Below are 25,805 nucleotides of genomic sequence, written 5' to 3'. Positions count from 1 at the left end.
TCATCCGAAGCAACAAGGGAGTTGCCCGTGAACGTGGCTTCCGACGCGGTCCTGAGGCTCAACACCGGGGCCCTGGACTACGTGCTCATCGCCATCTACTTCGTGTTCGTGCTAGGCATCGGCTACCTCGCCCGGCACCAGATATCCTCGAGCCTCGACTTCTTCCTGTCGGGACGTCGCCTGCCGGCCTGGGTGACGGGCATCGCGTTCGTGTCCGCCAACCTCGGCGCGGTCGAGATCATGGGCATGTCCGCCAACGGCGCGCAGATCGGCATCTCGACCATGCACTACTACTGGATCGGTGCCATCCCGGCCATGGTGTTCCTCGGCCTGGTGATGATGCCGTTCTACTACGGCTCGAAGGTGCGCAGCGTCCCCGAGTTCATGCGTCGCCGCTTCGGCACCGGCGCGCACCTGGTCAACGCGATCAGCTTCGCGCTCGCGCAGGTGCTGATCGCCGGCGTCAACCTGTACCTGCTGGCCACCGTGATCAAAGCGGTTCTCGGTTGGCCAGAATGGGTCTCGCTGATCGTCGCGGCCGCCGTGGTCCTGACGTACACGGCCCTCGGCGGTCTCTCCGCAGCCATCTACAACGAGGTTCTTCAGTTCTTCGTGATCCTCGCGGCGCTGGTACCGCTGACCGTGATCGGCCTCATCAAGGTCGGCGGCTGGAGTGGCCTCGAGGAGCGCGTGATCGACACGCATTCTGACAAGGGCGCCGTGACCGCAACGGTGCACGAGCAACTGAACTCATGGCCGGGCCAGGCGCTGAGCGGATTCTCATCGCCCGTGTGGTCGGTGGTCGGCATCGTGTTCGGCCTCGGATTCGTGCTCTCGTTCGGCTACTGGACAACCAACTTCGTCGAGGTCCAGCGCGCCATGGCTTCCGACTCCACGTCTGCCGCGCGCCGCGCCCCCATCATCGGCGCGATCCCCAAGATGTTCATCCCGTTCGTCGTGATCGTCCCAGGCATGATCTGCGCGGCCTCGATCGGCGACATGATCCATCTCAAGAACACCGGCACCGCACAGGGATTCACGTACAACGACGCGATCCTTCTGATGATGCGTGACATCCTCCCCAACGGCCTGCTCGGCGTCGCCGTCGCGGGGTTGATCGCCTCGTTCATGGCCGGCATGGCCGCCAATGTATCGGCATTCAACACGGTGTTCTCGTACGACATCTGGCAGCAGTATGTCGTGAAGGACCGCGAGGACCGCTACTACATCACGGTCGGCCGCATCGCGACGGTCGCGGCCGTCCTCCTTGCCATCGGCACCGCGACCATCGCAGCGGGCTACTCCAACCTGATGGACTACCTGCAGACGCTGTTCGGCTTCTTCAACGCGCCTCTGTTCGCGACGTTCATCCTCGGCATGTTCTGGAAGCGCATGACGCCGACCGCGGGCTGGGTGGGCCTGGTCGCCGGCACCGCATCGGCCGTCCTGGTCTTCGTGCTTCAAGAGACCGGCGTCATCGATCTCCCCGGCCAGGGCATGCCGTTCATCGCCGCATCCGCCGCGTTCGTCGTGGACATCGCGCTGTCGGTCCTGATCTCCCTCGTGACACGTCCCAAGCCCGACGAGGACTTGCGCGGCTTCGTCTACTCCCTCACCGACAAGAAGACCCTCGCGGGCGAGGAGGACACCAAGACCCCGTGGATCGCACGGCCCGTGCCGCTCGGCAGCGTCGTTATCATCCTGGTCGTCATCCTCAACGTGGTCTTCCACTGACATTCGAGAAGAAGCGAGAAACCATGAGCGACAAAGATATTCCGAACGGCTCGGCAACCGACGAGACCAGGAGGGGCAACCTGTTCACGCGACTCTTCGACATCCGGACGATCATCGCCGCACTGCTGGGCCTATACGGCGTGCTGCTCCTGATCGCAGGCTTCGCGCCCGGGCTGGCCGGAGCGGGCGCGGGCGACCACCAGCACTCCGCAGACCCCATCGACATGTCGGTCGGCAGCTCGTCCAACCTGTGGGTCGGCGGGGTCCTGGTGCTGGTGGCATTGTTCTTCGGCGCCTGGGCAGCACTTCGACCCCACAGCTAGTCGCGTTGCGAAGGCCGGCGCTCGGGCCAGTCGATGCGCCGGGCCTGCGGGAACACCTGCTGCCAGAAGTCCTTGTCGAACGAGGCCCCGCGCCGCGCCAGTACCGTCAGCCCACAGGCCATCACCACGCCGAGCACCGCGAGGAGGATCGCCGCGGTGACCAGGACACCGATCGCCACCGGCATCGCGGCAGGCCACCACTTCCCGATAGCGATCAGCGCCGGCGCCACGAAGAATCCGCCGCCGATGAACCAGTCGGAGCCCACCTTGTCTGCGCGCATAGCGAGTTGCACCGCCCGCTCGTATCGTGTCGTCGCCATGCCCCACTGTGCGCCACCGGCCGACGAATGACGATTACCCCGCGAGTACATGCACGGCGTCAGTACGGATATCGACCGTGCCTCAGGTACCTCCCCGTTCGCACGGTCTCGCCGTAGCCGTCCGCGAAGCGACCCAGCCGGTAGACGACGGTGCCGCCCACGGCGGTGGCCACCACCGTCGCATCGTCACGGTTCACCATGCGCGACAGCCCGTCGTAGAACGGGACCGGAGACTCGTGATACTCGTCGACACGAGCGTCTAGGGCGTGGGGATCGATGACCACGAGATCGGCGCGATCGCCCAGGCGGAGATAGCCGGCGTCCAGACCGAACCACGAACCGAGCTCGCCGGTCAGCCGGTGCACCGCATGCCCGATCGACATGATCGGGCTGCCGGCCTCACGCGCATCCCGCATGCGCCGCAGGAAACGCAGCGGCATGTTGTAGAACGCCATGTTCCTGAGGTGGGCTCCCGCGTCCGAGAAGCCCAGGTGCACCGTCGGATAGGTCGCCATCCGATCCAGCACCGCCTCGCGGTCGTTATGCAGGGTTGTCGTCCATCGGACGTTGCGCTCGCCGTGCTCGACCAGCACATCGAGGAACGCGTCCACCGGGTCGACACCGCGCTCGTCGGCGATCCGGCCGAAGCTCTTGCCCACGTTCGCAACGTCGGGGCATTCGACAACGGTCGCTTCATAGAAGTCCTTGTTCCAGGCGCTGGGCTTGAACAGCTTGCCCCGTAGCTCCCGCCGGAACCGGCGGCGGTAGTCCTCGTCTGCCAGTAGCGCGTTGCGCTCGATCTGATCCCGCAAGTGCAGCGCTGCGGTCCCGGCACCGAACTCCTCGAACACCGGAAGGTCGATGCCGTCGGAGTAGAGGGTGAACGGAACAGGCAGATGCTGGAATCGCACGTCGGACCGCAGCACCGTGTTACCCCATTGCGTGAGCCGACGCAGCGCGATGTGGGCACCGCGCGCGGTCTTCGTGTCGAAGGAGACGAGAAGACTTACGGGGACGGCACGTTCGCGGCGGAAGAGCCGAGTGCCCGACGCCAGGAAGAACATCAGGGCGGTGAGGGGCCGATCGATGTCGGGCGCGCTCTGCAGCACACCGCACCGCTCGCGCAACACGTCGACGAGCCGCCATCGCTCGGGCCACCGCGCATAGGTCGACGGCAGCGCGCGCGATCGGTAACGGTCGCCGTCGAGCTTGTCCAGCTGGGTGTCCATCCCCGACATCCCCAGCATCCCGGCGCGCAGCGCCCTATCGAGCATGCGCGCCATCGTGTCGATCTCGGCCCGGGTGGGCCGGACGGAACCGTCGGTCGCCCGCCCGAGCCCCAGGACGGCGGTGCGCAGATCCGAATGTCCCACGAACGAGGCCACATTGGGACCCAGCGGCAGCCCGTCGATGCACTCGATATACCCCTCGGGGCCGTCCCAGTCACGGAATCTGTCGAGCGCGCCGATCACATGCCGCCTGGGCACGGCCTCGACCCGACTGAAAAGGTCCGCGGCGTCGTCGTTCTCGACGTACACGGTGGACATCGAGCAGCACCCGAAGAGCACCGTGGTGATCCCATGCCGCACCGACTCCCCCAGGCCCGGGTTCAGCAGGACCTCGGCGTCGTAGTGCGTATGGATGTCGATGAACCCCGGCATCACCCACTTACCGCACGCGTCCACGACATCCGGACAGCCGGTCTCATCCAGCGGGTCGGCCGAAGCGGCGACGACACGGCCACCCGCGATTCCCAGGTTCGCGATCCGCGGGTCACCACCGGTGCCGTCGAACCACAGTCCGCCGCGGACGATCAGATCGAACATGCGCCGCCCTCCTCCGCGGCCGCGGCTCGCTTCGCCCCCGTACGGGCCATCACGGCCGCCGCGGCCCGCGGCGCGAAACGCGCCTGCAACTGCAACAGCCGCGCGCTCCACGGTGCCGCGACCACCGGCGTCTCGCGCTCGACCCCGCGGATCACGACGGCCCCCGCCTGGTCCGGCGACAGCGCGGACGCCACGTCACCGATGCTCGGGACACGCTCCTGCGCACCGGGGTTCGCGTTCCAGTAGTTGCTCGCCACCTTGCCGATAACCGCCTCGGTGACGCCGACACCGGTGCCTGCCAGATCGGCCCGCAGGGCATCGCTGAAGCCCCGCAGTGCCCAGCGCGCTCCCGCGTATCCGACGGCTCCAGGCCAGACGACCCTGGACGCCGGCGAGTTGACATTGACGATCCATCCGGTACCCCGCGAGATCATCCGTCCGACGAACGCGCGGGTGGTGAAGCACGCTGCGAGATACGGCGCCTCGATCTGGCTCGCGAATTCCTCCATAGAAGTCTCATCGACGAAGAGGAACCGCCCCGCCCCCGCGCAATTGACTATCACGTCCGGTGTCCCCCACCGCTCGCTCACGCGTCGCTCCATCGACCGGACCTGCTCGACGTCACCGAGATCGCACGGCGCCACGTAGGCCTGCGCGCCCCGCTCACGTACCTGCTCCGCGACCCCTTCGAGTGCGCTCTCGCCTCGCGCTACCAGCACGACTCGCGCGCCGCGAGCCGCCAGCCTCCGTGCGGTGCCGGCGCCGATCCCATGGGACGCCCCCGTCACCAGCGCCGTAGCTCCCGTGAGCTTCATCTCCGCTCCCCACCGTCGACCGTAATAGTCCATGTAGGACTATTACATAGACGTCCGCGCGAGGCAATAGACTCTGACGAATGGACCTCCGGCTGACACCGACCTCCTACATCGTTCTCGGACTCGTCCGGTGGGAGCCGGGATCGACCGCTTACGAACTGGAGCGCAGGATCGGCGCGACGGTGTCGCACATGTGGACCATCCAGCGCTCACAGATCTATCGGGAGCCCCTGCGTCTGGCGGAAGCCGGACTGCTCACGGCCGAGAGCGACGACGCGGTCCGCGCGAAGACACGCTTCTCCATCACCGATGCAGGCAGCGCGGCGATGGACAGCTGGCTGTCGCAGGCCTCGGGCGACATGCCCCAGCTACGCGACCTCTCCATTCTGAAGATCTTCTTCGGCGCCACCCCCGAGGACATAGCCCGCGTCCAGCTCCTGGCGCACCAGGCGCGACTCAAGGAGTACGAGTACCTGCGCGAGGCGGGCGGAATCGCACACGAGGGACCCCGCAGGGCACTCGATGCGGCGATAGCGCACGAGCGGACCTCGATCCGCTACTGGAGCGACCTGGTCAAGCCCGCCCAGTGACGGCCCCACGCAACTCGTGGGTCCAGACCGTCGCCCGACGCCCGCGGAAACCGATGCGGAACGGGCCGTCGTCGGACGGCGAATAGGTGATGCGGGCGACGAAACCGGTGCCACGCCTGCGCCATTCGATGGACACGCCGGGGTCGTCGTCGCCCAGTTCCCGCCCGTCCGGTCGCTCGATCCGCACGTACGAGGACGGAATGTATGCATTGGGGTGCGCCGTCGTCACGTCCACCACCACCCTCTCGCCGAGGTCGCGGACCCTCAGGATGCGCGACGTCGCCCGCGCCGCGAGCAGAGGCGAGCCGAGCGGCGATACCGGCAGCCGTGGCCGCGGGTGGCGCGCGGGAACCGGGGCCGGCCCCGGGGTACCGTCCGCCATCGCCCGCGCCAGCGCCGTCGACGCATCCACGAACGCCGCGAGCTCGTTGCGGCCGAACAGAGTGCTACCTCCCTCGTAGCGCTGCACGTCGTACTCCTCCGGCGTCGTCAGATAGTGCGCATACCCGTTCGCATATCCCTGCACCAGAACGGAATCCGGGTCGACACTCAAGGTCTCGGCGACCGCGGCCCGCAGCCGCCGGCCCGCGGTGACGGTGACCTCGACCGGCAGACAGACAAGGTGCAGCGCGGCGTCCGGCTCTCCCAGCCGCACCAGCTGCACCGGGACCTGTTCGGCGACCCAGCCCATCGGCCCGACCGGCAGCAACATCTCCTTCGGGGCCTGCACCCGAGCAAGTTCCGGGCGGCGTCGATACATCCACCGGCTCGCCGCACCGATCCGGTTTCCCAGGCCCTGTCGAAACACCCTGGCGCCCAGACCGTCCGATGTCCCGGCCGCGAAGGCGGCGCCGAGCACTGCGCGCCCGGTGGGCCCGTCGGGCGTGCGCGACCGGGCGAGGTCGACGACGGTGGCACGCCAATCCAGCGCCGGCGCCAGCGGCTCACCCGGCTCTGCGGCCAACCGCAGAGCGAGATCCAGCTGCCTTCTGCCGATCTCGGCGGTGTTCTCCCGCTCGTCGTCGTATGGTCCGTGCCCGGCGCTGCCGTTCAGATTGGGCGACATGTCACCCGAATTACTCTGCGCGAACGCCGCAACGAAGCCGGATCCGCGCTCACGTTCCCACGCCGACGCCGCCCAGCCCTTGTTGTCGGAGCTGATCAACCGGTTCGTATTGGTCATCGACGTACAGTGCACGGCGAACCAGTCGAGGGCTGCCGCGAGCTCCCCTTCGGCATGTACGCGCAGCAGTGTCATCGCCGGATCGATGCCGTCCGGAAGCGCATCACGATCGCCGATAGGGTTGGCGGCGAACGCATCCGGACTCCGGTTCACGGACGCATCGAGCAGCTCGCCGCGCGCCAGAGACAAGTCGACGGGCCGCAGCCCGGCGTCCGCCTCGACGATCGCACGCACCACACCGCTCACTAGCCGCGACCGTGTGCGGGGGTGCCTTCCTCCGGTGGTCACGTTGTAGAGCGCGTGGTCCCCGAAACCGCCCGGGCCGCAGTGGGTGTGCGTCGCCGTCAGCACCGTGTTCGCGGCCGTATAACGGCCGTTGCAGCGACGCTCGAGGCGGGTGCGTACATCGTCGACCGTGGCTTGGAAGAACATGCCGATATCCGCGACGACGTAAGCGAGGCGCCTGCCGCCGGCCTCGAACACGAAGGCGCGGGCATACTGCCGCGAGAGGAGCCCCGTACTGCGCTGCCCGGGCATACCGTAGCCCATCATGCCGACGCCCCACGGCTCGCCCGTGATGTCGACCTTCGCCCAGCCGGCCCGGAATCGCTGCTCTGCCACGACCCGCACGCTACGCGCCCGCATGGGCCGGTCGCAGGCCGTGCAGCAACGCCAGGATGGTCCGGCCCATCGCATCCCGCGTCTGTCGCGGGTCCGCCGAGCGGGTGATAGCCAGGGCGGCCGCGGTCAGCGAGCCGTACAACGCGGTGGCGGTCGCGGTGGTGTCCGCTACCGCGATCGACTCATCGGTCCGCAGCGCCCCGATGACATCCGTCAACACACCGTGGACATGGGACTCGGCATGCTCCCACCACGGGACGAAACCGAGGGCGCCCGGCCCGTCGCGAAAGCAGATTCGTTGATAATCGACGTCGAGGCAGCGGTCGAGGAACGCGTCGAGCCCCCGCTCCACTGCATCCCATGGGCTCCGTGCGGAAGCGGTCGCCTCCGCTATCGCAGTCATCGTGCGCTCGTCAACCGCCTCGAGCGCCGCGAGGAACAGCTCCCGCTTGGCCGGGAAGTAATGATATGCAGCACCTTTCGTGACGCGGGCGGATGCTGCAATCCGGTCCATAGACGCCCGCGCATAGCCGTCCTCCGAGAACAGCCTGATAGCACCGGCCACGATCGCGGCGCGCGTCGCCGCCGCGTTCTCGTCCCTTCGCGAAATCTCTGACATACCCCAGGTAGGTTACATTCCTCGTTGCGGCTTGCGGGGGCGAACGCGGAGAGTGGGCAGCACAGCCGAAGGAGGACCTCCGTGACGACCCATCAGACCCCCACTGCTACACCGACCCTCGTCCTCGACGAGGCCCGCGCCCTGCCGGGAGCCCTCCGCCGAAGTCTCAGACACCGCGGGACGCGACCGTCGGACGACCTCGTTCTCGTCTCCCAGTGGCGGGCCGGTCCCGCATCGGATCATGCGGGGCCGTTCCTGACGAGCCTCACCCGCTTCACCCCGAAGCACACCCGGGACCTACCCGGTATCTGGCTCGCGGGTATCCGCCTCGCGGATCAGCTGATCCGTCTCGATGGCGCGGTAGGTGTCGCAACCTACATCCGACCTGGTCGTCGCAGTATCGAGGTCGGCTCACTCTCGGTCTGGACCGACGAGGCGGCCCTCGGGGCCTTCGTCTCACTCCCCTACCACGTCGTGATCATGGATCGGTATCGGCCGCGCGGGCTCCCGGTGCACTCGGCGACGTGGTGGTCCGACGCCCCGACCGATGTCACGAAGGAGGTCGAAGACGGCCTGCGGTTGCTGGACTCCAGCAACGAACGCCGCGTCACACAGCGGCCGCGCTGAGCTACCCGATCCGCAACGGAACAACATCACCCGATCCGCAACGGAACAACATCACCCGATCCGCAACGGAACAACATCACCCGATCCGCAACGGAACAACATCACCCGATCCGCAACGGATCGATCTGAATCCGCACGGGCTCCCCCACTCGCCGAACGCTGCGGCTCACCTGCGCGACGAACAGGGCACGTGCGAGCGAGCGGCCGTCCCGCCGCGCGACGCGTACGAGCAATCGTTGCGGCGGGGACGCCTCGTCAGCGCCTCCCGGGAGTCGCACGCCCGGCGGGAGGTCGACGGGGCCGAGCACCTCGGCGCCGTCGGGGAGATCCGCGAGCTCGGCGACCGCGGCGATATCCGCCGCGTCGCCGTCGAGCGCGGCCAGATGCGTGGCGGGTGGAAAGCCCACGGCCGCACGCTCCTCCAGCTCACCCACCGCATAACCGACCGGGTCCCAACGGATCACGGCCTGCACCTCCCGTATACCGGCGTCCGCACCTATGACCACGGTGCCGTCCGGCCCGACGAGCGCAGCCGCGGCGAGCCAGCGCCGCACCGTCTCCTCACCAGCGCGCAGGTCCGCCCGGCCCAGCAGCAGCCATCCGTCGAGCAGCAACGCCGCCCCGTACGCGCCCTCGGCCACGGGTTCCGCGCCCGGGGTCGCCACGACCAGCCGGCGCCCCGGACCGACCTCGCTCAGGACGTGTTCTCCGCCCGACATCGACACGGGCACGCCGGGAAACGCACGCCCCAACTCCTCCGCAGTCCGCGCGGCACCCACGATCACCGCGCGCACCGTGGTGCCACCGCACGCTGGACATCGATACCCGTTGTCGACCCGGGCGCACCACTTGCACGTCAGGGCGCCGGGAGCGGAGCGAGCGGGCCCGACCGATGCTGCAGCTGTGCCCGATGTGGCCTGCAGGGGCCCGTTGCAGTGCCTGCAGCGCGCAGGCGTCCGGCATCGAGTGCAGGACAGGGCCGGCGCATACCCTCGGCGGGGCACCTGCACCAGCACGGGACGGTCGCCGTCGAGGGCGGACCGTGCGGCGGCGAACGCCGATCCGGGCAGGCGCGCGCTCCGCGCGAGCGGGTCCCGGGCGAGCTCGATGTCCGAGTCGGCCACCCCGACGATGCGCGGCGACACCGCGCGCACTCGGTCGCGGGCGGCGACGATGTCGCCGGCCCAACCGGAGGCGACCAGTGCCTGCGACTCCGGGGTACGCGCGAATCCCCCGATCACGAACGCGCACTTGCACTGGAATGCCCTCAGCGCCAGCACCTCCCGCGTATGCGGGTAGGGCGCACGAGGCTCGGCGAGGGAATCGTCACCGTCGTCCCACACGGCCACGAGACCGAGGTCCGGCAGGGGCGCGAAGGCCGCACTGCGGGTTCCGACGACGACGCGCGCCGTGCCCGTCAGAGCCGCGACCCAGCGGCGGTACCGCGCCGATGGGCCCAGGCCCGCGGCGAGCACTACGACCTCCGGCAGGTCGCGGCACGCCTCGGCGAGACGGTCCACGTCGGCCTGGTCGGGCACGACCAGCAGCGCGCGGCGCCCGGTCGAGAGCGCGACGGCAGCGAGCTCCGCGAGCCTGGCCGCCCAGTCCTCGCCGGGCAGTGCCTGCCATGCAGCGCGGGGCGCACGCCCGTCGGCGACGGCGGCCGCGAACTGGGGGCCGTACACGTAGTCCTCCAGCACACCAGGCGGCTGCTCGACCGGCGCGAGGGCGGGCACCCCGCCGGCGAGCTTCGCGAGGGCGTCCTTCTCGACGCGCGCATGCCTGGGTGGGATCGCGAGGCGCAGCACGTCGGCCCGGGTCCCCGCGTACCGAGTCGCCACCTCGGTCACGAGCTCCAGGGTCTCGTGGGTCAGCACCCGCAACGGGGACACGACGCGGTCCAGACGCGCGAGCTTGCCGTCGTGCTCGGACCGCGCGAGGCGTTCCAGGACGAAGCCGTCCACCAACCGCCCCGAGAACCTGATACGGACGCGGACGCCGGGCTGCGCATCCCCATCGAGCTCGGGCGGGACCAGGTAGTCGAACTCCCGGTCCAGATGGCTCACCTGCAGCAGCGGCAACACCCGCGCTACGGGTAGCGCGGGTGCCGCGGAGGTGACCTCGGGAGGCCCCTCGGCCTCCGACACGGGCGGGACTAGATACCCGCGGCCGCGCGCAGGGCGTCGACGCGGTCGGTCTGCTCCCAGGGCAGCTCGATGTCGGTGCGGCCGAAGTGGCCGTACGCGGCGGTGGCCGCATAGATCGGGCGCAGCAGGTTCAGGTCGCGGATGATCGCGCGGGGCCGCAGGTCGAACGTCGACGCGATAGCCGCCTGGATCTTGGCCGGGTCGATGTTCTCCGTCCCGAACGTCTCCACGAACAAGCCCACCGGCGCCGCCTTGCCGATCGCGTAGGCGACCTGCACCTCGATCCGCTCCGCAAGGCCCGCGGCGACAGCGTTCTTCGCTACCCAACGCATCGCGTACGCCGCGCTGCGGTCCACCTTCGACGGATCCTTACCCGAGAACGCACCACCACCGTGACGGGCCATACCGCCGTAGGTGTCGACGATGATCTTGCGACCCGTCAGGCCCGCATCGCCCATCGGACCGCCCAGCACGAACTTGCCCGTCGGATTCACCAGCAGCCGCACGTCGGAGGTGTCCAGCGACTCGACACCGAGGTCGCCGAGCACCGACTCCAGCACGTGCCGCCGCAGATCCGGCGCCAACATGCCGTCGATATCGATATCCGCGGCGTGCTGGCTCGAGATCACCACGGTGTCCAGCCGGACCGGCTGCTCACCCGCGTACTCGATCGTCACCTGCGTCTTACCGTCCGGACGCAGGTACGGCAGCGTGCCGTTCTTGCGGACCTCCGTCAGACGTCGCGACAGACGATGCGCCAGCGAGATCGGCAGCGGCATCAGCTCCGGGGTGTCACTGCACGCATATCCGAACATCAGGCCCTGATCGCCCGCACCCTGCGCATCGATCTCGTCGTCCGCGCCGTCGACACGGTGCTCGTACGCGCGGTCGACGCCCTGCGCGATCTCCGGGCTCTGCGCACCGATAGCGACGTTCACACCGCACGAGTTACCGTCGAAGCCCTTCGCGGAGCTGTCGTAACCGATCTCGAGCACCTTGTCCCGCACGATCTTCGGGATATCGGCGTACGCCTCGGTAGTCACCTCACCGACGACGTGCACCTGCCCGGTCGTCACCAGCGTCTCGACCGCCACACGCGAACCGGGATCCTGGGACAGCAGAGCGTCGAGAACCGAATCGGAGATCGCGTCACAGATCTTGTCGGGGTGCCCCTCCGTCACCGACTCACTGGTGAACAGGCGGTGTCCCGACTTTGCAGAATCGACCACAGGTAGAACCTTTCGCATTCGTTCGGCGGCGCCTCGATCGGGCGCCACCCACCCTAGTTAAGATCGGACATCTGCGCGACGGCAGCATCCAGTATGTGACTCGCCATCACGTTCTTCGAGCCGAGCGCGAGTGTGCGCTCCGAGCCGTCCGTGCCGAGCAGCCAACCCGCGTTGTCGTCCACCTCGAACGCTCGCCCATCCCCGACGGCGTTGAGAACAAGCAGGTCGCAGCCCTTCCGCTTCAACTTGACCCGACCGTACTCGAGTACCGTACCGTTCGCGTCGCCGGTCTCCGCGGCGAACCCGACGATGACGGAGCGCCCGGGCAGGGCGCCCTCGGCGCGCGTGGCCACGAGGCCTGCGAGCACGTCGGGGTTCTCGATCATCGTGATCGTTTCCAGCGCCTCACTCGCACCGCCCTTCTTGAGCTTGGTGGCGGCAGCCTCCGCGGGACGGTAGTCGGCTACGGCAGCGGCCATGATCACGAGGTCGGCGTCGCGGCTGTGCTCGGCCATGGCGGCCTGGAGATCGAGGGCCGACGAGATACGCACGACGTCGACGGCGGCCGGGTCCGGCAGCCCGACGGTGTTGCCGGCTACCAGGGTTACGTTCGCGCCGCGCTGCGCGGCGACCCTGGCGAGTGCGTAGCCCTGCTTACCGGAGCTGCGATTGGTCAGGTAGCGCACCGGGTCAAGGGCCTCACGGGTCCCGCCCGCGGAGACGACTACACGACGGCCCTCGAGATCTCGTGGCAGCGACTCGGCACGGTCCAGGAGCAGGTCACCGAACGCGCCGATCTCGTCGGGCTCGGCCAGGCGGCCGGCGCCTGTGTCCTTGCCCGTGAGCCGCCCACGCGCCGGCTCGAGCACTGTCGCTCCATAGGCACGCAGGGTGTCGACGTTGGCACGAGTCGCCGGATGCTCCCACATCTCCGTGTGCATGGCCGGTACGAACAGCACCGGGCAGCGCGCGGTGAGGAGTGTCCCCGTCAGCAGGTCGTCGGCCCTCCCCTGCGCTGCCCGCGCCATGAGGTCCGCGGTGGCCGGGGCGACGACGACGAGGTCCGCCTCCTGCCCCAGCTTGACGTGCGGAACCTCCGGGATCGCGTCGAAGACGGACGTCGAGACAGGGTTGCCGGAGAGCGCCTCGAACGTGGCCGCGCCGACGAACTCGAGGGCCGCGGCCGTAGGGATCACACGGACCGAGTGCCCGCGTTCCGTGAAGTGGCGGACGACGGCGGGGGCCTTGTAGGCGGCGATGCCGCCACCCACGCCGACGACGACCCTCTTCGAGGCGCTCTTGTGGTCCGGATCGCTCATACGGCAGACGTCACTCGCCCTCGGTGTGCTCCAAGAGGTCGGAGTGGATCTCGCGCATCGCGATCGACAGCGGCTTCTCGTGCAGGCCGGGCTCGACCAAGGGCCCGACGTACTCGAGCACGCCCTCGGAGAGGCTGTTGTAGTAGTCGTTGATCTGCCGCGCACGCTTGGCCGCGTAGATCACCAGCGCGTACTTCGACGACGTGCGCGCAAGCAGCTCATCGATCGGCGGGTTGGTGATGCCCAGCGGCTGGTCGTACTGCGGAGCCGCGGTCTCGGTGGCATCGATCGGTGCTGGGGTGGGGGTGCTCACGCGTCTCCATCGTTCGTCGATCGTCCCGGGCCCACGCAGGGACCGGTACTTCGGTCTTATATCTTGGGCGATTCTACGCCGACCAGCAAGGATACCAAGCGCGCGACTGCGGCGTCCAAATCGTCGTTGACGACGACCACGTCGTACTCGTCCTTGGTGGCCATCTCGGCCCGGGCGGTTCCGAGCCGGCGAGCGATCACATCCTCGCTCTCGGTGCCCCGGGCGCGGAGCCTACGTTCCAACTCCTCCCAGGTGGGCGGGCTGAGGAACACCGTGACGGCCTCCGGCAGCGCCTTCTTGACGCTCGCGGCTCCGGCCAGGTCGACCTCGACGAGGACCGGCCTCCCGTTCGCCAGCGCGTCGTAGACAGGCCTTGCGGGCGTGCCCGAGCGCTGGAGGCCGCCGTGGATCTCAGCCCACTCGAGCAGGTCACCGTCGGCGATCAGGCGGTCGAAGCCGGCGTCGCCGACGAAGTGGTAGTCCCGTCCGTCGACCTCGCCGGGACGCGGGTCCCGCGTAGTCGCGGACACGGAGAAGAACAGGTCGGGCACCTCGTCGCGCAGGCGCGCGACGACGGAGGACTTACCGACGGCCGAGGGGCCGACCAGGACTACCAGTCGACCCCTCGTAACCGCGTCGGCGGTAATAGGCTGCGCCACGCGTACGTCAGGCGGAGAACTTCTCGAGCAGCGCCTTACGCTGGCGCTCGCCGAGACCGCGGACCCGACGGGTCGGGGCGATCTCGAGCTCGTTCATGATCTCCTGGGCCTTGACCTTGCCCACCTTCGGCAGAGCCTCGAGCAGCGCCGAGACCTTCATCTTGCCGAGGACCTCATCGGTCTCGGCATCCTTGAGCACCTGCTGCAGGTGGGTGGCACCCGTCTTGAGCTTGTTCTTCAGCTCGGCACGCGCACGGCGAGCGGCAGCCGCCTTCTCCAGAGCAGCAGCACGCTGCTCATCGGTCAACTGGGGAAGGGCCACGATTCCTCCGTATCGATCATCATCAGATGTTCGCCGCGTTGGGCGGCGAATCAGAACGGTACCCACGACCACGGCCGGGACGAAACCCCACCCCCGCTGCGACCTGCGAAGGAACATGCGGTAGCGCTCGCCGGGCGTCGGCGTCCCGTACCGGCCGACGCTGCAACATGAAAGCGTAAATCGCAGTGTGACAACGTATTTCGAAGGTACTTCGCGAGTCGATCGACTTCCACTCCGGTGTGACGGGAGAAACGGGAGTGATCGGCAAGAAAATCGGGCACACCCGCGTGTCGCGCGGTCGATACCCGCAGGTCACAGACCCTCGACCCACGCGTGAGGGTCTGCAGCACGCGGCCGCGCGGCCACCTGCACCCCCGCAGCAGCGCGGACGCCCACGGAGCGGCGGGCGGGGCGTCAGGCCAGCGCGCGCTCGACCGCGTCACGCTCGCGGCGGGCGGCGGCACGGAGAGCCGGGAGAGCCGGACCCTCGCGCAGGACGTCGCGGGACGTACTGGGCAGAAGCAACTCCACTCCGCCGAAGATGCGCGGTAGATCCTCCGCCGTCGCTCCCTGGGCGCCTAGGCCCGGCGCGAGCACCGGCCCGCCCAGGCTCCCGAGGTCGAGTCCGTGGCCGCGGGTCGCGCCCACCACCAGACCCACGGTCGCGGTGCCGTCCGCGTTGTCGGCGCGGGCATCGTCGACGATCGCCTGGGCCACACCGCCCTCCTGCACCTGCTTGCCCTCCGGATTGGAAGTGCGTGCAAGCACGAACACGCCGCGCCCGGCGGCGCGCGCGGCGTCGATCGCCGGGGCGAGCGCCCCGTAACCGAGGTACGGCGACAGCGTCACGGCGTCGGCACCCAGGGGGCCGTCACCCAACCAGGCCCGCGCGTAGCCGGTCATCGTCGAGCCGATGTCACCGCGCTTCGCATCCGCGATCACGAGCGCACCCCGGCTCCGGCACGCGGCGATCACCTCCTCCAGCGCATCGATTCCGGCCGCGCCGTACTGCTCGTAGAAGGCGACCTGGGGCTTGACCACCGAGACCTCCGAAGCGAACGCCTCGGCACACAACAGACCGAACCGCGCCGCGCCCACGGCATCGTCGGTCAGACCCCACGCCTCGAGTAGCGGCGGGTGCGGATCGATGCCGATGCACAGCCGCCCGCGCTCGGCGATCGCTGCGCGCAGCCGCACCCCGAAGCCGTCCGGTGCCACCCCCGCCGCCGCGTTCATGCGCGCAGCGCAGCGTGCATGTCCTGCAGGCTGCGCACCCCGACGTCGCCGCGCAGAGCCGCCTCGATGCCCTGTACGGCGGCGGAAGCGCCCTGCACTGTCGTCACACACGGCACCGATGCCTGAACGGCCGCGGTGCGGATCTCGTAGCCGTCCACGCGTGGTCCGGCGTTGCCGTAGGGCGTGTTGATGATCAGGCCCACGTCGCCGTCCTTGATCCGCTGCACGATGGAGACCTCGCCCTCCGGTATGACGTCTGAGTGTTTATGCACCCGTTCTGCATCGATCCCGTTGCGGCGCAACACATCCGCCGTCCCCTCGGTCGCAAGTATCTTGAATCCCAGGTCCGCCAGACGCTTCACCGGGAATATGAGGGAGCGCTTGTCCTTGTTCGCCACGGACACGAACACGTTCCCCGATGAGGGCAACGAACCGCTCACCGCCGTCTGCGATTTGGCGTACGCAGTGCCGAAGTCGGCGTCCACGCCCATCACCTCGCCGGTGGACTTCATCTCGGGCGACAGTACGGTGTCGACCCCGGTGCCGTCCACGCGGCGGAACCGATTGAAGGGCAGCACCGCCTCCTTCACGGACACCGGCGCCGTCAGCGGCAGGTCGGAGCCGTCGCCCTCCTCGGGCAGGATGCCCTCCTCGCGGAGCTCGGCGATGGTGGCGCCGAGCATGACCCGTGCGCACGCCTTGGCCAGCGACACCGAGGTGGCCTTGGACACGAACGGAACCGTGCGCGATGCGCGCGGGTTGGCCTCGAGCACATAGAGGATGTCGTCCTTGAGCGCGTACTGCACATTGAGCAGGCCGTGCACGCCGATGCCCTTCGCAAGCGCGGCGGTGGAGCGGCGTACGGCGTCGATGTCCGCACGCCCCAACGTGATCGGCGGCAGGGAGCATGCCGAGTCTCCGGAGTGGATGCCGGCCTCCTCGATATGCTCCATGACGCCGCCGACGTATACCTCGCCGGTGGCGTCGACCAGGGCGTCCACGTCGATCTCGACGGCGTCCTCGAGGAACCTGTCGACCAGAACGGGATGCTCCGGCGTGAGTTCGGTGGCCCGGGAGATGTAGTCGCGCAACGCAGCCTCGTCGTACACGATCTCCATGCCGCGGCCGCCGAGCACATACGACGGCCGCACCAGCACGGGATAGCCGATGGACGCCGCGACGTCGCGCGCGCCGCCGAAGGTGGTCGCGGTGCCGAACTTCGGTGCGGGCAGTCCCGCCTCGGTGAGCACGCGACCGAACTCGCCGCGGTCCTCGGCGAGGTCGATCGCCTCGGGCGAGGTGCCGACGATAGGCAGCCCGGCGTCCTTCAGCCGCGCCGCGAGACCCAGCGGCGTCTGTCCGCCCAGCGTCACGACGATGCCGGCCACAGTGCCCGACTGCGCCTCCGAGTGGTACACCTCGAGGACGTCCTCGAACGTCAGCGGCTCGAAGTACAGCCGGTCCGCGGTGTCGTAGTCCGTTGACACCGTCTCGGGGTTGCAGTTGACCATGACCGTCTCGTATCCCGCCTCGGACAGCGACAGCGCCGCGTGCACGCACGAGTAGTCGAACTCGATGCCCTGGCCGATTCGGTTGGGTCCCGAGCCGAGGATGAGCACCTTGGGGCGATCCGGCTGTGACGCCACCTCGGACTCCGTCGTGGGATCCAACTCGTACGCCGAGTAGTGGTACGGCGTCTTCGCCTCGAACTCCGCAGCGCAGGTGTCGACGGTCTTGAAGACGGGACGGATCCCGTTGCTGTGCCGGAAGTCTCGTACCGCGCTCTCAGTAGACAAGGGCCTCGGCGCTCCACCGTCCCAGCCGTTCGTCCCGCTCCCGGCGCGGAGCGAGGCGATCTGCAGGTCGGACACCCCCATCGTCTTCGCCACACGGACCGCGTCCGCGTCGAGATCCGCGGCCCCGGCGATCGTGCGCCCCAGGTCGCTGATCGCCTTGATCTCCTCGAGGAACCACGGGTCGATCGCAGTGGCGGCGTAGACGTCGGCGACCGACGCGCCCAGCTGGAAGGCACGCTCGATCTGGTAGATCCGGCCGTCCTTGGGCGTCTTGATCGCCTCGAGCAGCTCCTCCAGCGTCCCCTCGACCGGCGGGCCGGTCCAGAAGCCGTGCCGCTTGGTCTCGAGCGACCGCAACACCTTGCCCAGCGCCTCGGCGAAGCTGCGGCCGAGCGACATCGCCTCACCGACCGACTTCATGGTGGTGGTCAGCGTGTCGTCGGCGCCCGGGAACTTCTCGAACGCGAACCGGGGCGCCTTGACGACGACGTAGTCGAGGGTCGGCTCGAAGCAGGCCGGGGTCTCCCCCGTGATGTCGTTGAGGATCTCGTCGAGCGTGTAGCCGACCGCGAGCTTCGCCGCGATCTTGGCGATCGGGAAACCGGTCGCCTTCGAAGCCAACGCCGAGCTGCGGGACACCCGAGGGTTCATCTCGATGGTGACCAGCCGGCCGTCGGCGGGATTCAGGGCGAACTGGATGTTGCAGCCGCCCGTGTCGACACCCACCTCGCGCAGGATCGCGATCGACTGATCGCGCATCACCTGGTACTCACGGTCCGTGAGGGTCATGGCGGGCGCCACCGTGATCGAGTCGCCCGTGTGCACACCGACCGGGTCGACGTTCTCGATCGAGCAGACGACGACCACGTTGTCGCTACCGTCGCGCATGAGCTCGAGCTCGTACTCCTTCCACCCGAGGATCGACTCCTCGATGAGGACGTTCGCCGTCGGCGACGCCGCTAGTCCCGCGCCCGCGATGCGCTCGAGATCGGCCTCGTCATACGCCATCCCGGAGCCCAGGCCGCCCATCGTGAACGACGGCCGCACCACGACCGGGTAGCCGAGCTCGGCCACCGTCGCCCTGCACTCGTCGAGCGTGTAGCACACCTTGGATCGTGCGGACTCGCCGCCGATCTTCTCGACGATGTCCTTGAACTTCTGCCGGTCCTCGCCGCGCTGGATTGCATCGAAATCGGCGCCGATGAGGCGGATCCCGTACTTCTCGAGGATTCCCCGCTCGTGCAGTCCGACCGCCGCGTTGAGCGCCGTCTGACCGCCGAGCGTCGCGAGGACCGCGTCGATCGGGAACCCCTTGTCCCGCTCCGCGACGATCACCTTCTCGATGAATTCGGGAGTGATCGGCTCGACGTACGTCGCGTCCGCGAACTCGGGGTCGGTCATGATCGTGGCCGGGTTGGAGTTGACCAGCGAGACGCGCAATCCCTCGGCACGCAGCACGCGGCACGCCTGGGTACCGGAGTAGTCGAACTCGCACGCCTGGCCGATGACGATCGGGCCGGAGCCGATCACCAGGACGTGCTCGATGTCTGTGCGGCGTGGCATTACTTGTCTCCCATGACTTCTGCGAAGCGGTCGAAGAGGTAGGCGGCGTCGTGCGGACCGGCCGCGGCCTCCGGGTGGTACTGCACCGAGAACGCACGGCCGTCTAGGAGTTCCACGCCCTCGACGGTGCCGTCGTTGGCGCACACGTGGCTGACGCGGCCGCGCCCGAACGGCGTGTCGAACTCCTGCCCGCGCTCACCCTCGAGCGCGAAGCCGTGGTTCTGCGCGGTGATCGAGATGCGCCCAGTGCTGTGCTCGACGACCGGGATGTTGATGCCGCGGTGGCCGAACTTCATCTTGTAGGTGCCGAGTCCGAGTGCCCGGCCCAGCAACTGGTTTCCGAGACAGATGCCGAACAGGGGCAGGCCCGCTTCCAGCACCTCGCGGGTGAGCGCAACCTCCGCGTCGGCGGTGGCGGGGTCGCCCGGACCGTTGGAGAGGAAGAAACCGTCCGGGTTCAGCGACTTCACCTCGTCGATGCCGACCGTCGAGGGCACGACGTGCACACGCATCCCGCGGCGCGCGAACATACGCGGCGTGTTGGTCTTGATCCCCAGGTCCACGGCGACGACGGTGAATCGGGGCTGGGTCCCGCTCGGCGTGACGGGCTCGATCGTGTAGGCGTCCGGCGTCGACACCTCGCCGATCAAGTTGCGGCCGGCCATCTCCGGCTGCGAGCGCACCCGTTCGAGCAGCTCGGCGTCGGGTGCGAGCGCATCGCCCGAGAACACCCCGGCACGCATCGAGCCGTGATTGCGTAGGTGGCGCACGACGGTGCGGGTATCGATCCCGGCGATGCCGACCACGTCCTGCGCGTCCAGCTCGTCCTGTAGGGATCGCGTCGCGCGCCACGAGCTGACGCGGCGCGTGGGGTTGCGGACTGCGTAACCGGCCACCCAGATCCGTCCGCCGCCGCCCGCCCCGGCGCGGGACTCGTCGTCCGCGTCGTTCCAGCCGGTGTTGCCGATCTGCGGCGCGGTGGCGACCACGATCTGTCGGTCGTACGACGGGTCGGTCAGCGTCTCCTGGTAGCCGGTCATAGCGGTGCAGAACACCGCCTCGCCGAGCGTCTGACCGACGGCGCCGAATGCGGCGCCCCGGTGGACGGTGCCGTCCTCCAGGACCAGGAGGGCGGGGCCGTCCGGCCCCTGCCCGGGGTTCATCAGTGGTGCGCTCATCGGTTGCCCTTCACGTTCATCAATCTGTCGTAATCAGCCTTGTCGTCCGCCCGGAACCCGGTGTCGACGACGGTCCCGGTGGGCAGCTCCCACCGCAACACCAGCAGTCCTCCGCCGGGCATCACCTTCCCGGCCAGCTTGCTCGCGCGGCGCATCTCGACGAGGGCGGCGTCCGCGATCCACATGGGATTACCGCGGGCGCGCTCCATGAGAAAGCCCCCGGTGTATCGGCTGAGATTCACCGTCGCCCGGAATCCCCAGTCCCCCACCGCGACCCGGTCCTGCCAGTGCGGCGCGATCGTGGAGCCCACGTACACGCCGCCGCATGGCCCGACCTCGATCTCCGGTAGCGGGTCCGGCGCCGTCGGGACGTCTCCGATCGCGTCGGCCTGCCGCCGCCCGCGCGCGTGCCAGCCTCGCCACATCAGAGCGAAGAGCCCGCACAGCACCAGCAACACGATCGCGAAAGTCGCGATATCGCTGGCGCTCACAGCTCATCCCTGCGGGCGGCACCGTCCCGTGCGGTCACGCGGCCGCGCAGGACGGTCAGTACCGGCTTCGCCCCGAAGTCCATCTCGGCGAACGGGGTGTTGCGGGAGATGCTGGCCAGATCGTCGGCCCGCACCGTCCAGGGCAGGTCTGGATCGACCAGCACCAGGTTGGCGGGCTCCCCCAAGGCCAGCGGCCGCCCCTGGTCGTCGAGACCGGCGATCTCGGCGGGCCGCTCACTCATCACCCGCGCGACGTCACGCCACGTCAGGTCCCCCGGCTCGACGAGGATCCGCGCGACGATCGCGAGCGCGGTCTCCAGGCCGAGCATCCCGGGCCGGGCGGCCGCGAACTCACAGCATTTGTCCTGCGCCGCGTGTGGCGCGTGATCGGTTGCGACACAGTCGATGACCCCCTCGACGAGCGCGGTGCGCAGGGCCGCGACATCGGAGGCCTCACGAAGCGGCGGGTTCACCTTGTTCACCGCGTCATACGTCTCGAGGCGCGAGTCGTCCAGCAGCAGGTGGTGCGGGGTCACTTCGGCCGTGATCGAGATCCCCTGCCCACGCGCCCATTTCAGAAGCTCAACGGTGCCGGCCGTCGACGCGTGACAGATGTGCACACGCGCCCCGGCATCGCGGGCCAACAACGCGTCACGAGCGACGATGGCCTCCTCGGCGGCGCGGGGCCACCCGCTCAGCCCCAGGCGAGCCGCAGTCGGGCCCTCGTGGGCTACCGCCCCCTTCGTGAGCCTGGGCTCCTCAGCGTGCTGTGCAACAAGCACGCCGAGCGACGCCGCATACTCGAGCGCCCGGCGCATGAGCAACGGATCCGAGACGCACACACCATCATCGGAGAAGATCTTCACGCGGCCCTCGCCGCTCGACATCATCCCCATCTCGGCGAGCTTCTCACCCTTCAGCCCGACGGTGACCGCACCGACGGGGTGTACGTCGACCAGACCGATCTCCTGGCCCCGCCGGTACACGTGGTCGGTGACGACCGCGCTGTCGGCGACGGGCTGGGTGTTGGCCATGGCGAAGACCGCCGTGTATCCACCGACCGCGGCCGCGGCGGATCCGGTCTCGATGGTCTCGGTGTCCTCGCGGCCGGGCTCGCGCAGATGCGTATGCAGGTCGACGAAGCCGGGCAGCAGCACCCGCCCGCCGCCGTCGATCACATCGTGGCCGGCGTCCGCGAGCCCCGCGCCGATCTCCGCGATGATCCCGCCCTCGATACGCACGTCGACGGGTTCGCCCTCGCCGTACAGCAGTACGTCTCGCAGCAGCATTACGCCTCCCCGTCCTTGGCCAGAAGATGGAACAGCACGGCCATCCGCACGTGCACACCGTTGTTGACCTGCTGCAGCACCGCCGCCTGCGACGAATCGGGCACCGAGAAGCCGATCTCCATTCCCCGCAGCATCGGGCCGGGATGCAGCACCACCGCGTGCTCGGGCAGCAGGGATGCGCGCCTGTCGTTCAGCCCGAACCGCACCGAGTACTCGCGCTCACTCGGGAAGAAGCCGCCGTTCATGCGCTCGGCCTGCACGCGCAGCATCATCACCGCGTCGGCGCCGGGCAGCTCGGCGTCGAGCGAGTCCGACACCGTCACAGGCCACGTCTCGACGCCGACCGGGAGCAGTGTGCGCGGCGCGACCAACACGACCTCGGCGCCGAGCGTCGCGAGTAGATGCGCGTTCGACCGCGCGACACGGCTGTGCAGGATGTCGCCGACCAGTACCACGCGACGACCGGCGATCCCGCCTAGCCGCTGGCGAAGGGTCAGCGCGTCGAGTAGCGCCTGGGTGGGGTGCTCGTGCATACCGTCGCCGGCGTTCACCACCGCGGGGCCCGGCGGGCCTCCCGCCGGGTTGGTCCACTCCGCGATCTGCTGGGCCGCACCCGAAGCCGGATGTCGCACGATGAGCGCGTCCGCGCCGGCCGCGTGGAGGGTGAGCGCGGTGTCCCGCAGAGACTCCCCCTTGGCGACCGAGCTGGACGACGCCGAAACATTGATCACGTCGGCGCTCATCCACTTTCCGGCCACCTCGAAGGACACGCGCGTGCGGGTCGAGTTCTCGTAGAAGACCGTCATCACGGTACGGCCGCGCAGCGTCGGCAGCTTCTTGACCTCACGGCCGAGAAGCGCCTGCTGCAACCGGTCGGCCTCGTCCAGGATGGCGACGGCGTCGTCGGCCCCGAGCCCCGCGGTCGAAAGCAGGTGCTTCACTGGTCACCCCCGGTGGGCTCGATGATCACAGCGTCCTCGCCGTCCTTCTCGATCAGCTTCACCCGAACGTCCTCATGCCGGGAGGTGGGGATGTTCTTGCCGACGTAGTCGGCTCGGATCGGCAGCTGCCGATGGCCCCGGTCGACCAGGACCGCCAGCTGCACGACCGCCGGACGGCCGATGTCGCGCAGCGAGTCGAGCGCAGCGCGCACCGTGCGTCCCGAGTAGAGGACGTCGTCGACGAGGATGACCAGCGCGTCGTCGACCCCCGCCTCCGGGACGGTGGTCCGTTCGAGCGGACGGTGCGGCTTATGCCGCAGGTCGTCGCGATAGAGCGTGATGTCGAGGGTGCCGACCGGCACATCGACGCCGGTGAACTCCTTGATGTCGGCGGCCAGCCGGTTCGCGAGCACCGCACCGCGCGTGGGGATGCCGAATACGACGACACGTGCGCCGTCCGCCGTGTCCAGGGCCGTCTTCTCGATGACCTGATGCGCTATGCGCGCCACCGTCCGCGACACATCGGCCGCGGACATCAGCTCTCGAGCCATATGGACCTCCTTCTCCGCCTCACCGGACGGCAACTCTCCGCCTCACCGGACGGTTCCAAAGGATGTCTTGATGCAGCCGGAAGCCTACCAGTACGTTCGGCCTATGGATCTCTCCGCCGACCAGCGCGCGACGCTCGCTGCGATCGTGGACACCTTCGCACCCGGCGACGGGGTCGCCATCCCCGCGGCGACCGCGATCGGCACCGTCGGCGTCGCGCTCGACCTCGTCGACCGCAGCCCCCATTACGGGGACGACGACGGCGGCCTCCGGTCGTTCCTCTCGACGTGGGACAACCGCATCTTCGCGACAGCGGTGCTGGGTACGCGAGGCCGCCTGTTCCGGGACCTGTCGCAGGCGGAGCGCGAGCGGATCCTGATCGACCTCGCGCAGTCGCGGTTCGAGCAGAAGCGGGTCCTGTTCAAGCGGATTCGCAGCCTCTCGGTGATGTCCTACTACGTCGCGCCCGGCTCCTCCGGCTACTCCCCCGTGTGGCAGGCGATCGGGTTCCCGCCTGCGCCGCACCGCAAGCGCCTGCGCGGGCGGGCGCAGCGGGCCCTCAAGCCCCTCTCACCCACGCGGTACGAGATCGATGCGAGTGCCGAGTGCGATGTCGTCGTGATCGGTTCGGGCCCGGGCGGATCGGCCGCCGCATCGGTGCTCACCGAGGCGGGGCTCGACGTCATGGTGCTGGAGAAGGGCGATTACCACGCGCCGCCCGATCACCTCTCGACCGAGTTCCACGCACTCACCGACCTGTACGCGGGGTCGCCCTTCCTCACGGACAACGCGCAGACCACGCTGCTCGCCGGGGAGTGCCTGGGCGGCAGCAGCGTCGTCGGGTACGCCGGCTGCTTCCGGCCCTCCGAACAGGTCCGCGCCGACTGGGGGTCCCGCGGCCTCCCGATGAACGAGGACTTCGACGCCGCGCTCGAAGCGGTGTGGCGCCGGCTCGACGTGACCTCGAGCGGATCCAGCCCGTCGACTCGCGACGAGTTGCTGGAGAAGGGCTGTCGCGAGCTCGGGCTGGGGGTGCGTACCGTGCCACGGGCCGTCGAGGACTGCGACCACGTCGACGGGTCCGGACGATGCCTGAACTGCCGCCTGGGCGGGAAGCGGACGACGACCGCCACGTGGCTGCGAGACGCGGAACGACGCGGCGCGCGCATCGTGACGGGCGTGGACGTGCGGTCGATCGATGTGGGGGACGGCAGAGCCCGGCGGGTCGTCGCACGTACGTCGGGCGGATCCTGGCTCACCGTGGAGTGCCGTGCCGTAGTCGTCGCGGCAGGCGCGATCCAGACGCCCGCACTACTGCGCAGGTCCGGCATCGGCGGCCCGCACGTGGGACGCCACCTGCACCTGCACCCGACTGCAACGGCTTTCGGGGTCTTCGACGGCCTGGTCGCACCGTGGTCCGGGACGATGACGGCTCGCTACTGCGACGACCACGCCGACCTCGACGGAGCGGGCTTCGGCGTCCTCTACGACACCGCGCCCGCCACACCGGCGCTCGCGGCCTCGTTCGCCCCGTGGCGCGGCGCGAACGAGCATCTGAACATCATGCGACAGCTCCCGCACCTGTCACACGTGCGCATCGTGACACGCGACCGGGGCTCGGGCGAGGTCACCGTCGACCGGTCCGGCGAGCCGACGGTGAAGTACAACCTGTCCGAGGCCGACCGGAGACACGTGCGGCACGGCATCGACACCGCGGTGCGGATCCTGGAGGGTGCGGGCGCGCGGCGCATCTTCACCGGCCACCAGCGCGGCGGCGACTACGTCCCCGGCGTGCGGTCGCGGGAGGCCTTCCTGCGCGGCGAGCACGACGCCGGCTACGGACCGGGCGAACTGGCCCTGATGTCGCAGGAGGCCATGGGGACCGCGCGCATGGGTTCGGCCGAGCGGCACTCCGCCGCCGACCCGGAGGGGGCGCTCTGGGACGTGCCTAACGTCGTGATCGCCGACGCGTCGATGCTGCCCAGCGCTGCGGGCGTGCACCCGATGGCGTCCATCGCGGCGCTCGCGATCCTCAACGCGCAGGCGCTGGCCGGCCGGCTACAGTGACCGATCGCATGCTGCGGTCCACGAGTGCGATCGGATGACCGCTGGCCT

At 69.1% G+C, this 25,805-nt stretch carries 23 protein-coding genes; 5 read left to right on the top strand and 18 right to left on the bottom strand.

What is annotated here, in order from left to right; genetic code table 11:
- The first annotated feature begins 27 nt into the window (after positions 1–27).
- Together P0W64_RS01630 and P0W64_RS01625 are read left to right on the top strand one after the other, a co-directional pair.
- Positions 28–1,734 (top strand): sodium:solute symporter family protein, encoded by a 1,707-nt coding sequence (locus P0W64_RS01630; protein ID WP_275478313.1) that lies wholly within the window; start codon positions 28–30, stop codon positions 1,732–1,734.
- A 23-nt stretch (positions 1,735–1,757) separates the two neighbouring features.
- Entirely contained in the window at positions 1,758–2,057 is a 300-nt protein-coding gene (locus tag P0W64_RS01625; protein WP_275478312.1) for a hypothetical protein, read from the top strand.
- Here the strand turns inward: P0W64_RS01625 and P0W64_RS01620 are convergent.
- The 3 genes from P0W64_RS01620 to P0W64_RS01610 are packed head-to-tail and all read right to left on the bottom strand — an operon-like array spanning position 2,054 to position 5,018.
- Positions 2,054–2,377: a hypothetical protein gene (locus P0W64_RS01620; protein WP_275478311.1), complete on the bottom strand. Its 324-nt coding sequence runs from the start codon at positions 2,375–2,377 to the stop codon at positions 2,054–2,056. The two genes, P0W64_RS01625 and P0W64_RS01620, sit on opposite strands and share 4 nt — an antisense overlap.
- Positions 2,378–2,436: 59 nt before the next feature.
- Positions 2,437–4,203 carry an amidohydrolase family protein gene (locus tag P0W64_RS01615; RefSeq protein ID WP_275478310.1) on the bottom strand — a complete coding sequence of 589 codons (1,767 nt, stop codon included), beginning with the start codon at positions 4,201–4,203 and terminating at the stop codon, positions 2,437–2,439.
- On the bottom strand, positions 4,191–5,018 hold the full coding sequence (locus P0W64_RS01610) for an SDR family NAD(P)-dependent oxidoreductase (protein ID WP_275478309.1): 828 nt from the start codon (positions 5,016–5,018) through the stop codon (positions 4,191–4,193). The genes P0W64_RS01615 and P0W64_RS01610 overlap by 13 nt, the downstream gene beginning before the upstream one ends.
- 80 nt (positions 5,019–5,098) lie before the next feature.
- Here P0W64_RS01610 and P0W64_RS01605 point away from each other — a divergent pair, with 80 nt between their 5' ends.
- Positions 5,099–5,608 carry a PadR family transcriptional regulator gene (locus tag P0W64_RS01605; RefSeq protein WP_275478308.1) on the top strand — a complete coding sequence of 170 codons (510 nt, stop codon included), beginning with the start codon at positions 5,099–5,101 and terminating at the stop codon, positions 5,606–5,608.
- On the opposite strand, the gene P0W64_RS01600 is transcribed toward P0W64_RS01605, so the two are convergent.
- Together P0W64_RS01600 and P0W64_RS01595 are read right to left on the bottom strand one after the other, a co-directional pair.
- Positions 5,592–7,412: a neutral/alkaline non-lysosomal ceramidase N-terminal domain-containing protein gene (locus P0W64_RS01600; protein ID WP_275478307.1), complete on the bottom strand. Its 1,821-nt coding sequence runs from the start codon at positions 7,410–7,412 to the stop codon at positions 5,592–5,594. The two genes, P0W64_RS01605 and P0W64_RS01600, sit on opposite strands and share 17 nt — an antisense overlap.
- A 10-nt stretch (positions 7,413–7,422) precedes the next feature.
- Entirely contained in the window at positions 7,423–8,031 is a 609-nt protein-coding gene (locus P0W64_RS01595; protein WP_275478306.1) for a TetR/AcrR family transcriptional regulator, read from the bottom strand.
- Between the two features lie 81 nt (positions 8,032–8,112).
- On the opposite strand from P0W64_RS01595, the gene P0W64_RS01590 reads away from it, so the two are divergent.
- Positions 8,113–8,658: a hypothetical protein gene (locus P0W64_RS01590; RefSeq protein ID WP_275478305.1), complete on the top strand. Its 546-nt coding sequence runs from the start codon at positions 8,113–8,115 to the stop codon at positions 8,656–8,658.
- Positions 8,659–8,759: 101 nt separating this feature from the next.
- Here the strand turns inward: P0W64_RS01590 and P0W64_RS01585 are convergent, their stop codons facing one another.
- The 13 genes from P0W64_RS01585 to pyrR form a co-directional block, all read right to left on the bottom strand.
- A complete protein-coding gene (locus P0W64_RS01585; RefSeq protein WP_275478304.1) occupies positions 8,760–10,805 on the bottom strand; it encodes a primosomal protein N' in 2,046 nt (681 codons plus the stop codon).
- Between the two features lie 8 nt (positions 10,806–10,813).
- Entirely contained in the window at positions 10,814–12,034 is a 1,221-nt protein-coding gene (gene metK, locus P0W64_RS01580; protein ID WP_275478303.1) for a methionine adenosyltransferase, read from the bottom strand.
- A gap of 53 nt (positions 12,035–12,087) precedes the next feature.
- On the bottom strand, positions 12,088–13,353 hold the full coding sequence (gene coaBC, locus P0W64_RS01575) for a bifunctional phosphopantothenoylcysteine decarboxylase/phosphopantothenate--cysteine ligase CoaBC (protein ID WP_275478302.1): 1,266 nt from the start codon (positions 13,351–13,353) through the stop codon (positions 12,088–12,090).
- 10 nt (positions 13,354–13,363) lie between these two features.
- Positions 13,364–13,666, bottom strand: a complete 303-nt coding sequence (rpoZ, locus tag P0W64_RS01570) for a DNA-directed RNA polymerase subunit omega (protein ID WP_275478301.1) — start codon at positions 13,664–13,666, stop codon at positions 13,364–13,366.
- A gap of 56 nt (positions 13,667–13,722) precedes the next feature.
- A complete protein-coding gene (gene gmk / locus P0W64_RS01565; protein ID WP_275478300.1) occupies positions 13,723–14,325 on the bottom strand; it encodes a guanylate kinase in 603 nt (200 codons plus the stop codon).
- A gap of 7 nt (positions 14,326–14,332) precedes the next feature.
- Positions 14,333–14,647 (bottom strand): integration host factor, actinobacterial type, encoded by a 315-nt coding sequence (gene mihF, locus P0W64_RS01560; protein WP_275478299.1) that lies wholly within the window; start codon positions 14,645–14,647, stop codon positions 14,333–14,335.
- Between the two features lie 414 nt (positions 14,648–15,061).
- Positions 15,062–15,883, bottom strand: a complete 822-nt coding sequence (pyrF, locus tag P0W64_RS01555; protein ID WP_275478298.1) for an orotidine-5'-phosphate decarboxylase — start codon at positions 15,881–15,883, stop codon at positions 15,062–15,064.
- On the bottom strand, positions 15,880–19,242 hold the full coding sequence (carB, locus tag P0W64_RS01550; protein ID WP_275478297.1) for a carbamoyl-phosphate synthase large subunit: 3,363 nt from the start codon (positions 19,240–19,242) through the stop codon (positions 15,880–15,882). Before carB ends, pyrF begins: the two co-directional genes overlap by 4 nt.
- Positions 19,242–20,420, bottom strand: coding sequence for a glutamine-hydrolyzing carbamoyl-phosphate synthase small subunit (gene carA, locus P0W64_RS01545; RefSeq protein ID WP_275478296.1), 1,179 nt, complete (start codon positions 20,418–20,420; stop codon positions 19,242–19,244). The genes carB and carA overlap by 1 nt, the downstream gene beginning before the upstream one ends.
- Positions 20,417–20,911: a transporter gene (locus tag P0W64_RS01540; RefSeq protein ID WP_275478295.1), complete on the bottom strand. Its 495-nt coding sequence runs from the start codon at positions 20,909–20,911 to the stop codon at positions 20,417–20,419. The genes carA and P0W64_RS01540 overlap by 4 nt, the downstream gene beginning before the upstream one ends.
- On the bottom strand, positions 20,908–22,200 hold the full coding sequence (locus P0W64_RS01535) for a dihydroorotase (protein ID WP_275478294.1): 1,293 nt from the start codon (positions 22,198–22,200) through the stop codon (positions 20,908–20,910). The genes P0W64_RS01540 and P0W64_RS01535 overlap by 4 nt, the downstream gene beginning before the upstream one ends.
- A complete protein-coding gene (locus tag P0W64_RS01530; RefSeq protein ID WP_275478293.1) occupies positions 22,200–23,141 on the bottom strand; it encodes an aspartate carbamoyltransferase catalytic subunit in 942 nt (313 codons plus the stop codon). The genes P0W64_RS01535 and P0W64_RS01530 overlap by 1 nt, the downstream gene beginning before the upstream one ends.
- Positions 23,138–23,725 carry a bifunctional pyr operon transcriptional regulator/uracil phosphoribosyltransferase PyrR gene (gene pyrR, locus P0W64_RS01525; RefSeq protein WP_275478292.1) on the bottom strand — a complete coding sequence of 196 codons (588 nt, stop codon included), beginning with the start codon at positions 23,723–23,725 and terminating at the stop codon, positions 23,138–23,140. The genes P0W64_RS01530 and pyrR overlap by 4 nt, the downstream gene beginning before the upstream one ends.
- A gap of 70 nt (positions 23,726–23,795) precedes the next feature.
- Between pyrR and P0W64_RS01520 the strand changes: the two genes are divergently transcribed.
- Positions 23,796–25,757: an FAD-dependent oxidoreductase gene (locus P0W64_RS01520; RefSeq protein WP_275478291.1), complete on the top strand. Its 1,962-nt coding sequence runs from the start codon at positions 23,796–23,798 to the stop codon at positions 25,755–25,757.
- Positions 25,758–25,805 lie beyond the last annotated feature (48 nt).

This window comes from Tsukamurella sp. 8F, from assembly GCF_029167375.1.
Lineage (GTDB): Bacteria > Actinomycetota > Actinomycetes > Mycobacteriales > Mycobacteriaceae > Tsukamurella.
This window is presented reverse-complemented; position numbering and strand designations above follow the sequence as displayed.

Bases quoted from the DNA above. Each gene is read 5' to 3' on its own strand.
- P0W64_RS01595 (WP_275478306.1), bottom strand. From the start codon at position 8,031: ATGTCAGAGATTTCGCGAAGGGACGAGAACGCGGCGGCGACGCGCGCC.
- P0W64_RS01625 (WP_275478312.1), top strand. From the start codon at position 1,758: ATGAGCGACAAAGATATTCCGAACGGCTCGGCAACCGACGAGACCAGG.
- carA (WP_275478296.1), bottom strand. From the start codon at position 20,420: ATGAGCGCACCACTGATGAACCCCGGGCAGGGGCCGGACGGCCCCGCC.
- P0W64_RS01605 (WP_275478308.1), top strand. From the start codon at position 5,099: ATGGACCTCCGGCTGACACCGACCTCCTACATCGTTCTCGGACTCGTC.
- P0W64_RS01615 (WP_275478310.1), bottom strand. From the start codon at position 4,203: ATGTTCGATCTGATCGTCCGCGGCGGACTGTGGTTCGACGGCACCGGT.
- P0W64_RS01535 (WP_275478294.1), bottom strand. From the start codon at position 22,200: ATGCTGCTGCGAGACGTACTGCTGTACGGCGAGGGCGAACCCGTCGAC.
- coaBC (WP_275478302.1), bottom strand. From the start codon at position 13,353: ATGAGCGATCCGGACCACAAGAGCGCCTCGAAGAGGGTCGTCGTCGGC.
- pyrF (WP_275478298.1), bottom strand. From the start codon at position 15,883: ATGAACGCGGCGGCGGGGGTGGCACCGGACGGCTTCGGGGTGCGGCTG.
- carB (WP_275478297.1), bottom strand. From the start codon at position 19,242: ATGCCACGCCGCACAGACATCGAGCACGTCCTGGTGATCGGCTCCGGC.
- P0W64_RS01610 (WP_275478309.1), bottom strand. From the start codon at position 5,018: ATGAAGCTCACGGGAGCTACGGCGCTGGTGACGGGGGCGTCCCATGGG.
- P0W64_RS01620 (WP_275478311.1), bottom strand. From the start codon at position 2,377: ATGGCGACGACACGATACGAGCGGGCGGTGCAACTCGCTATGCGCGCA.
- P0W64_RS01520 (WP_275478291.1), top strand. From the start codon at position 23,796: ATGGATCTCTCCGCCGACCAGCGCGCGACGCTCGCTGCGATCGTGGAC.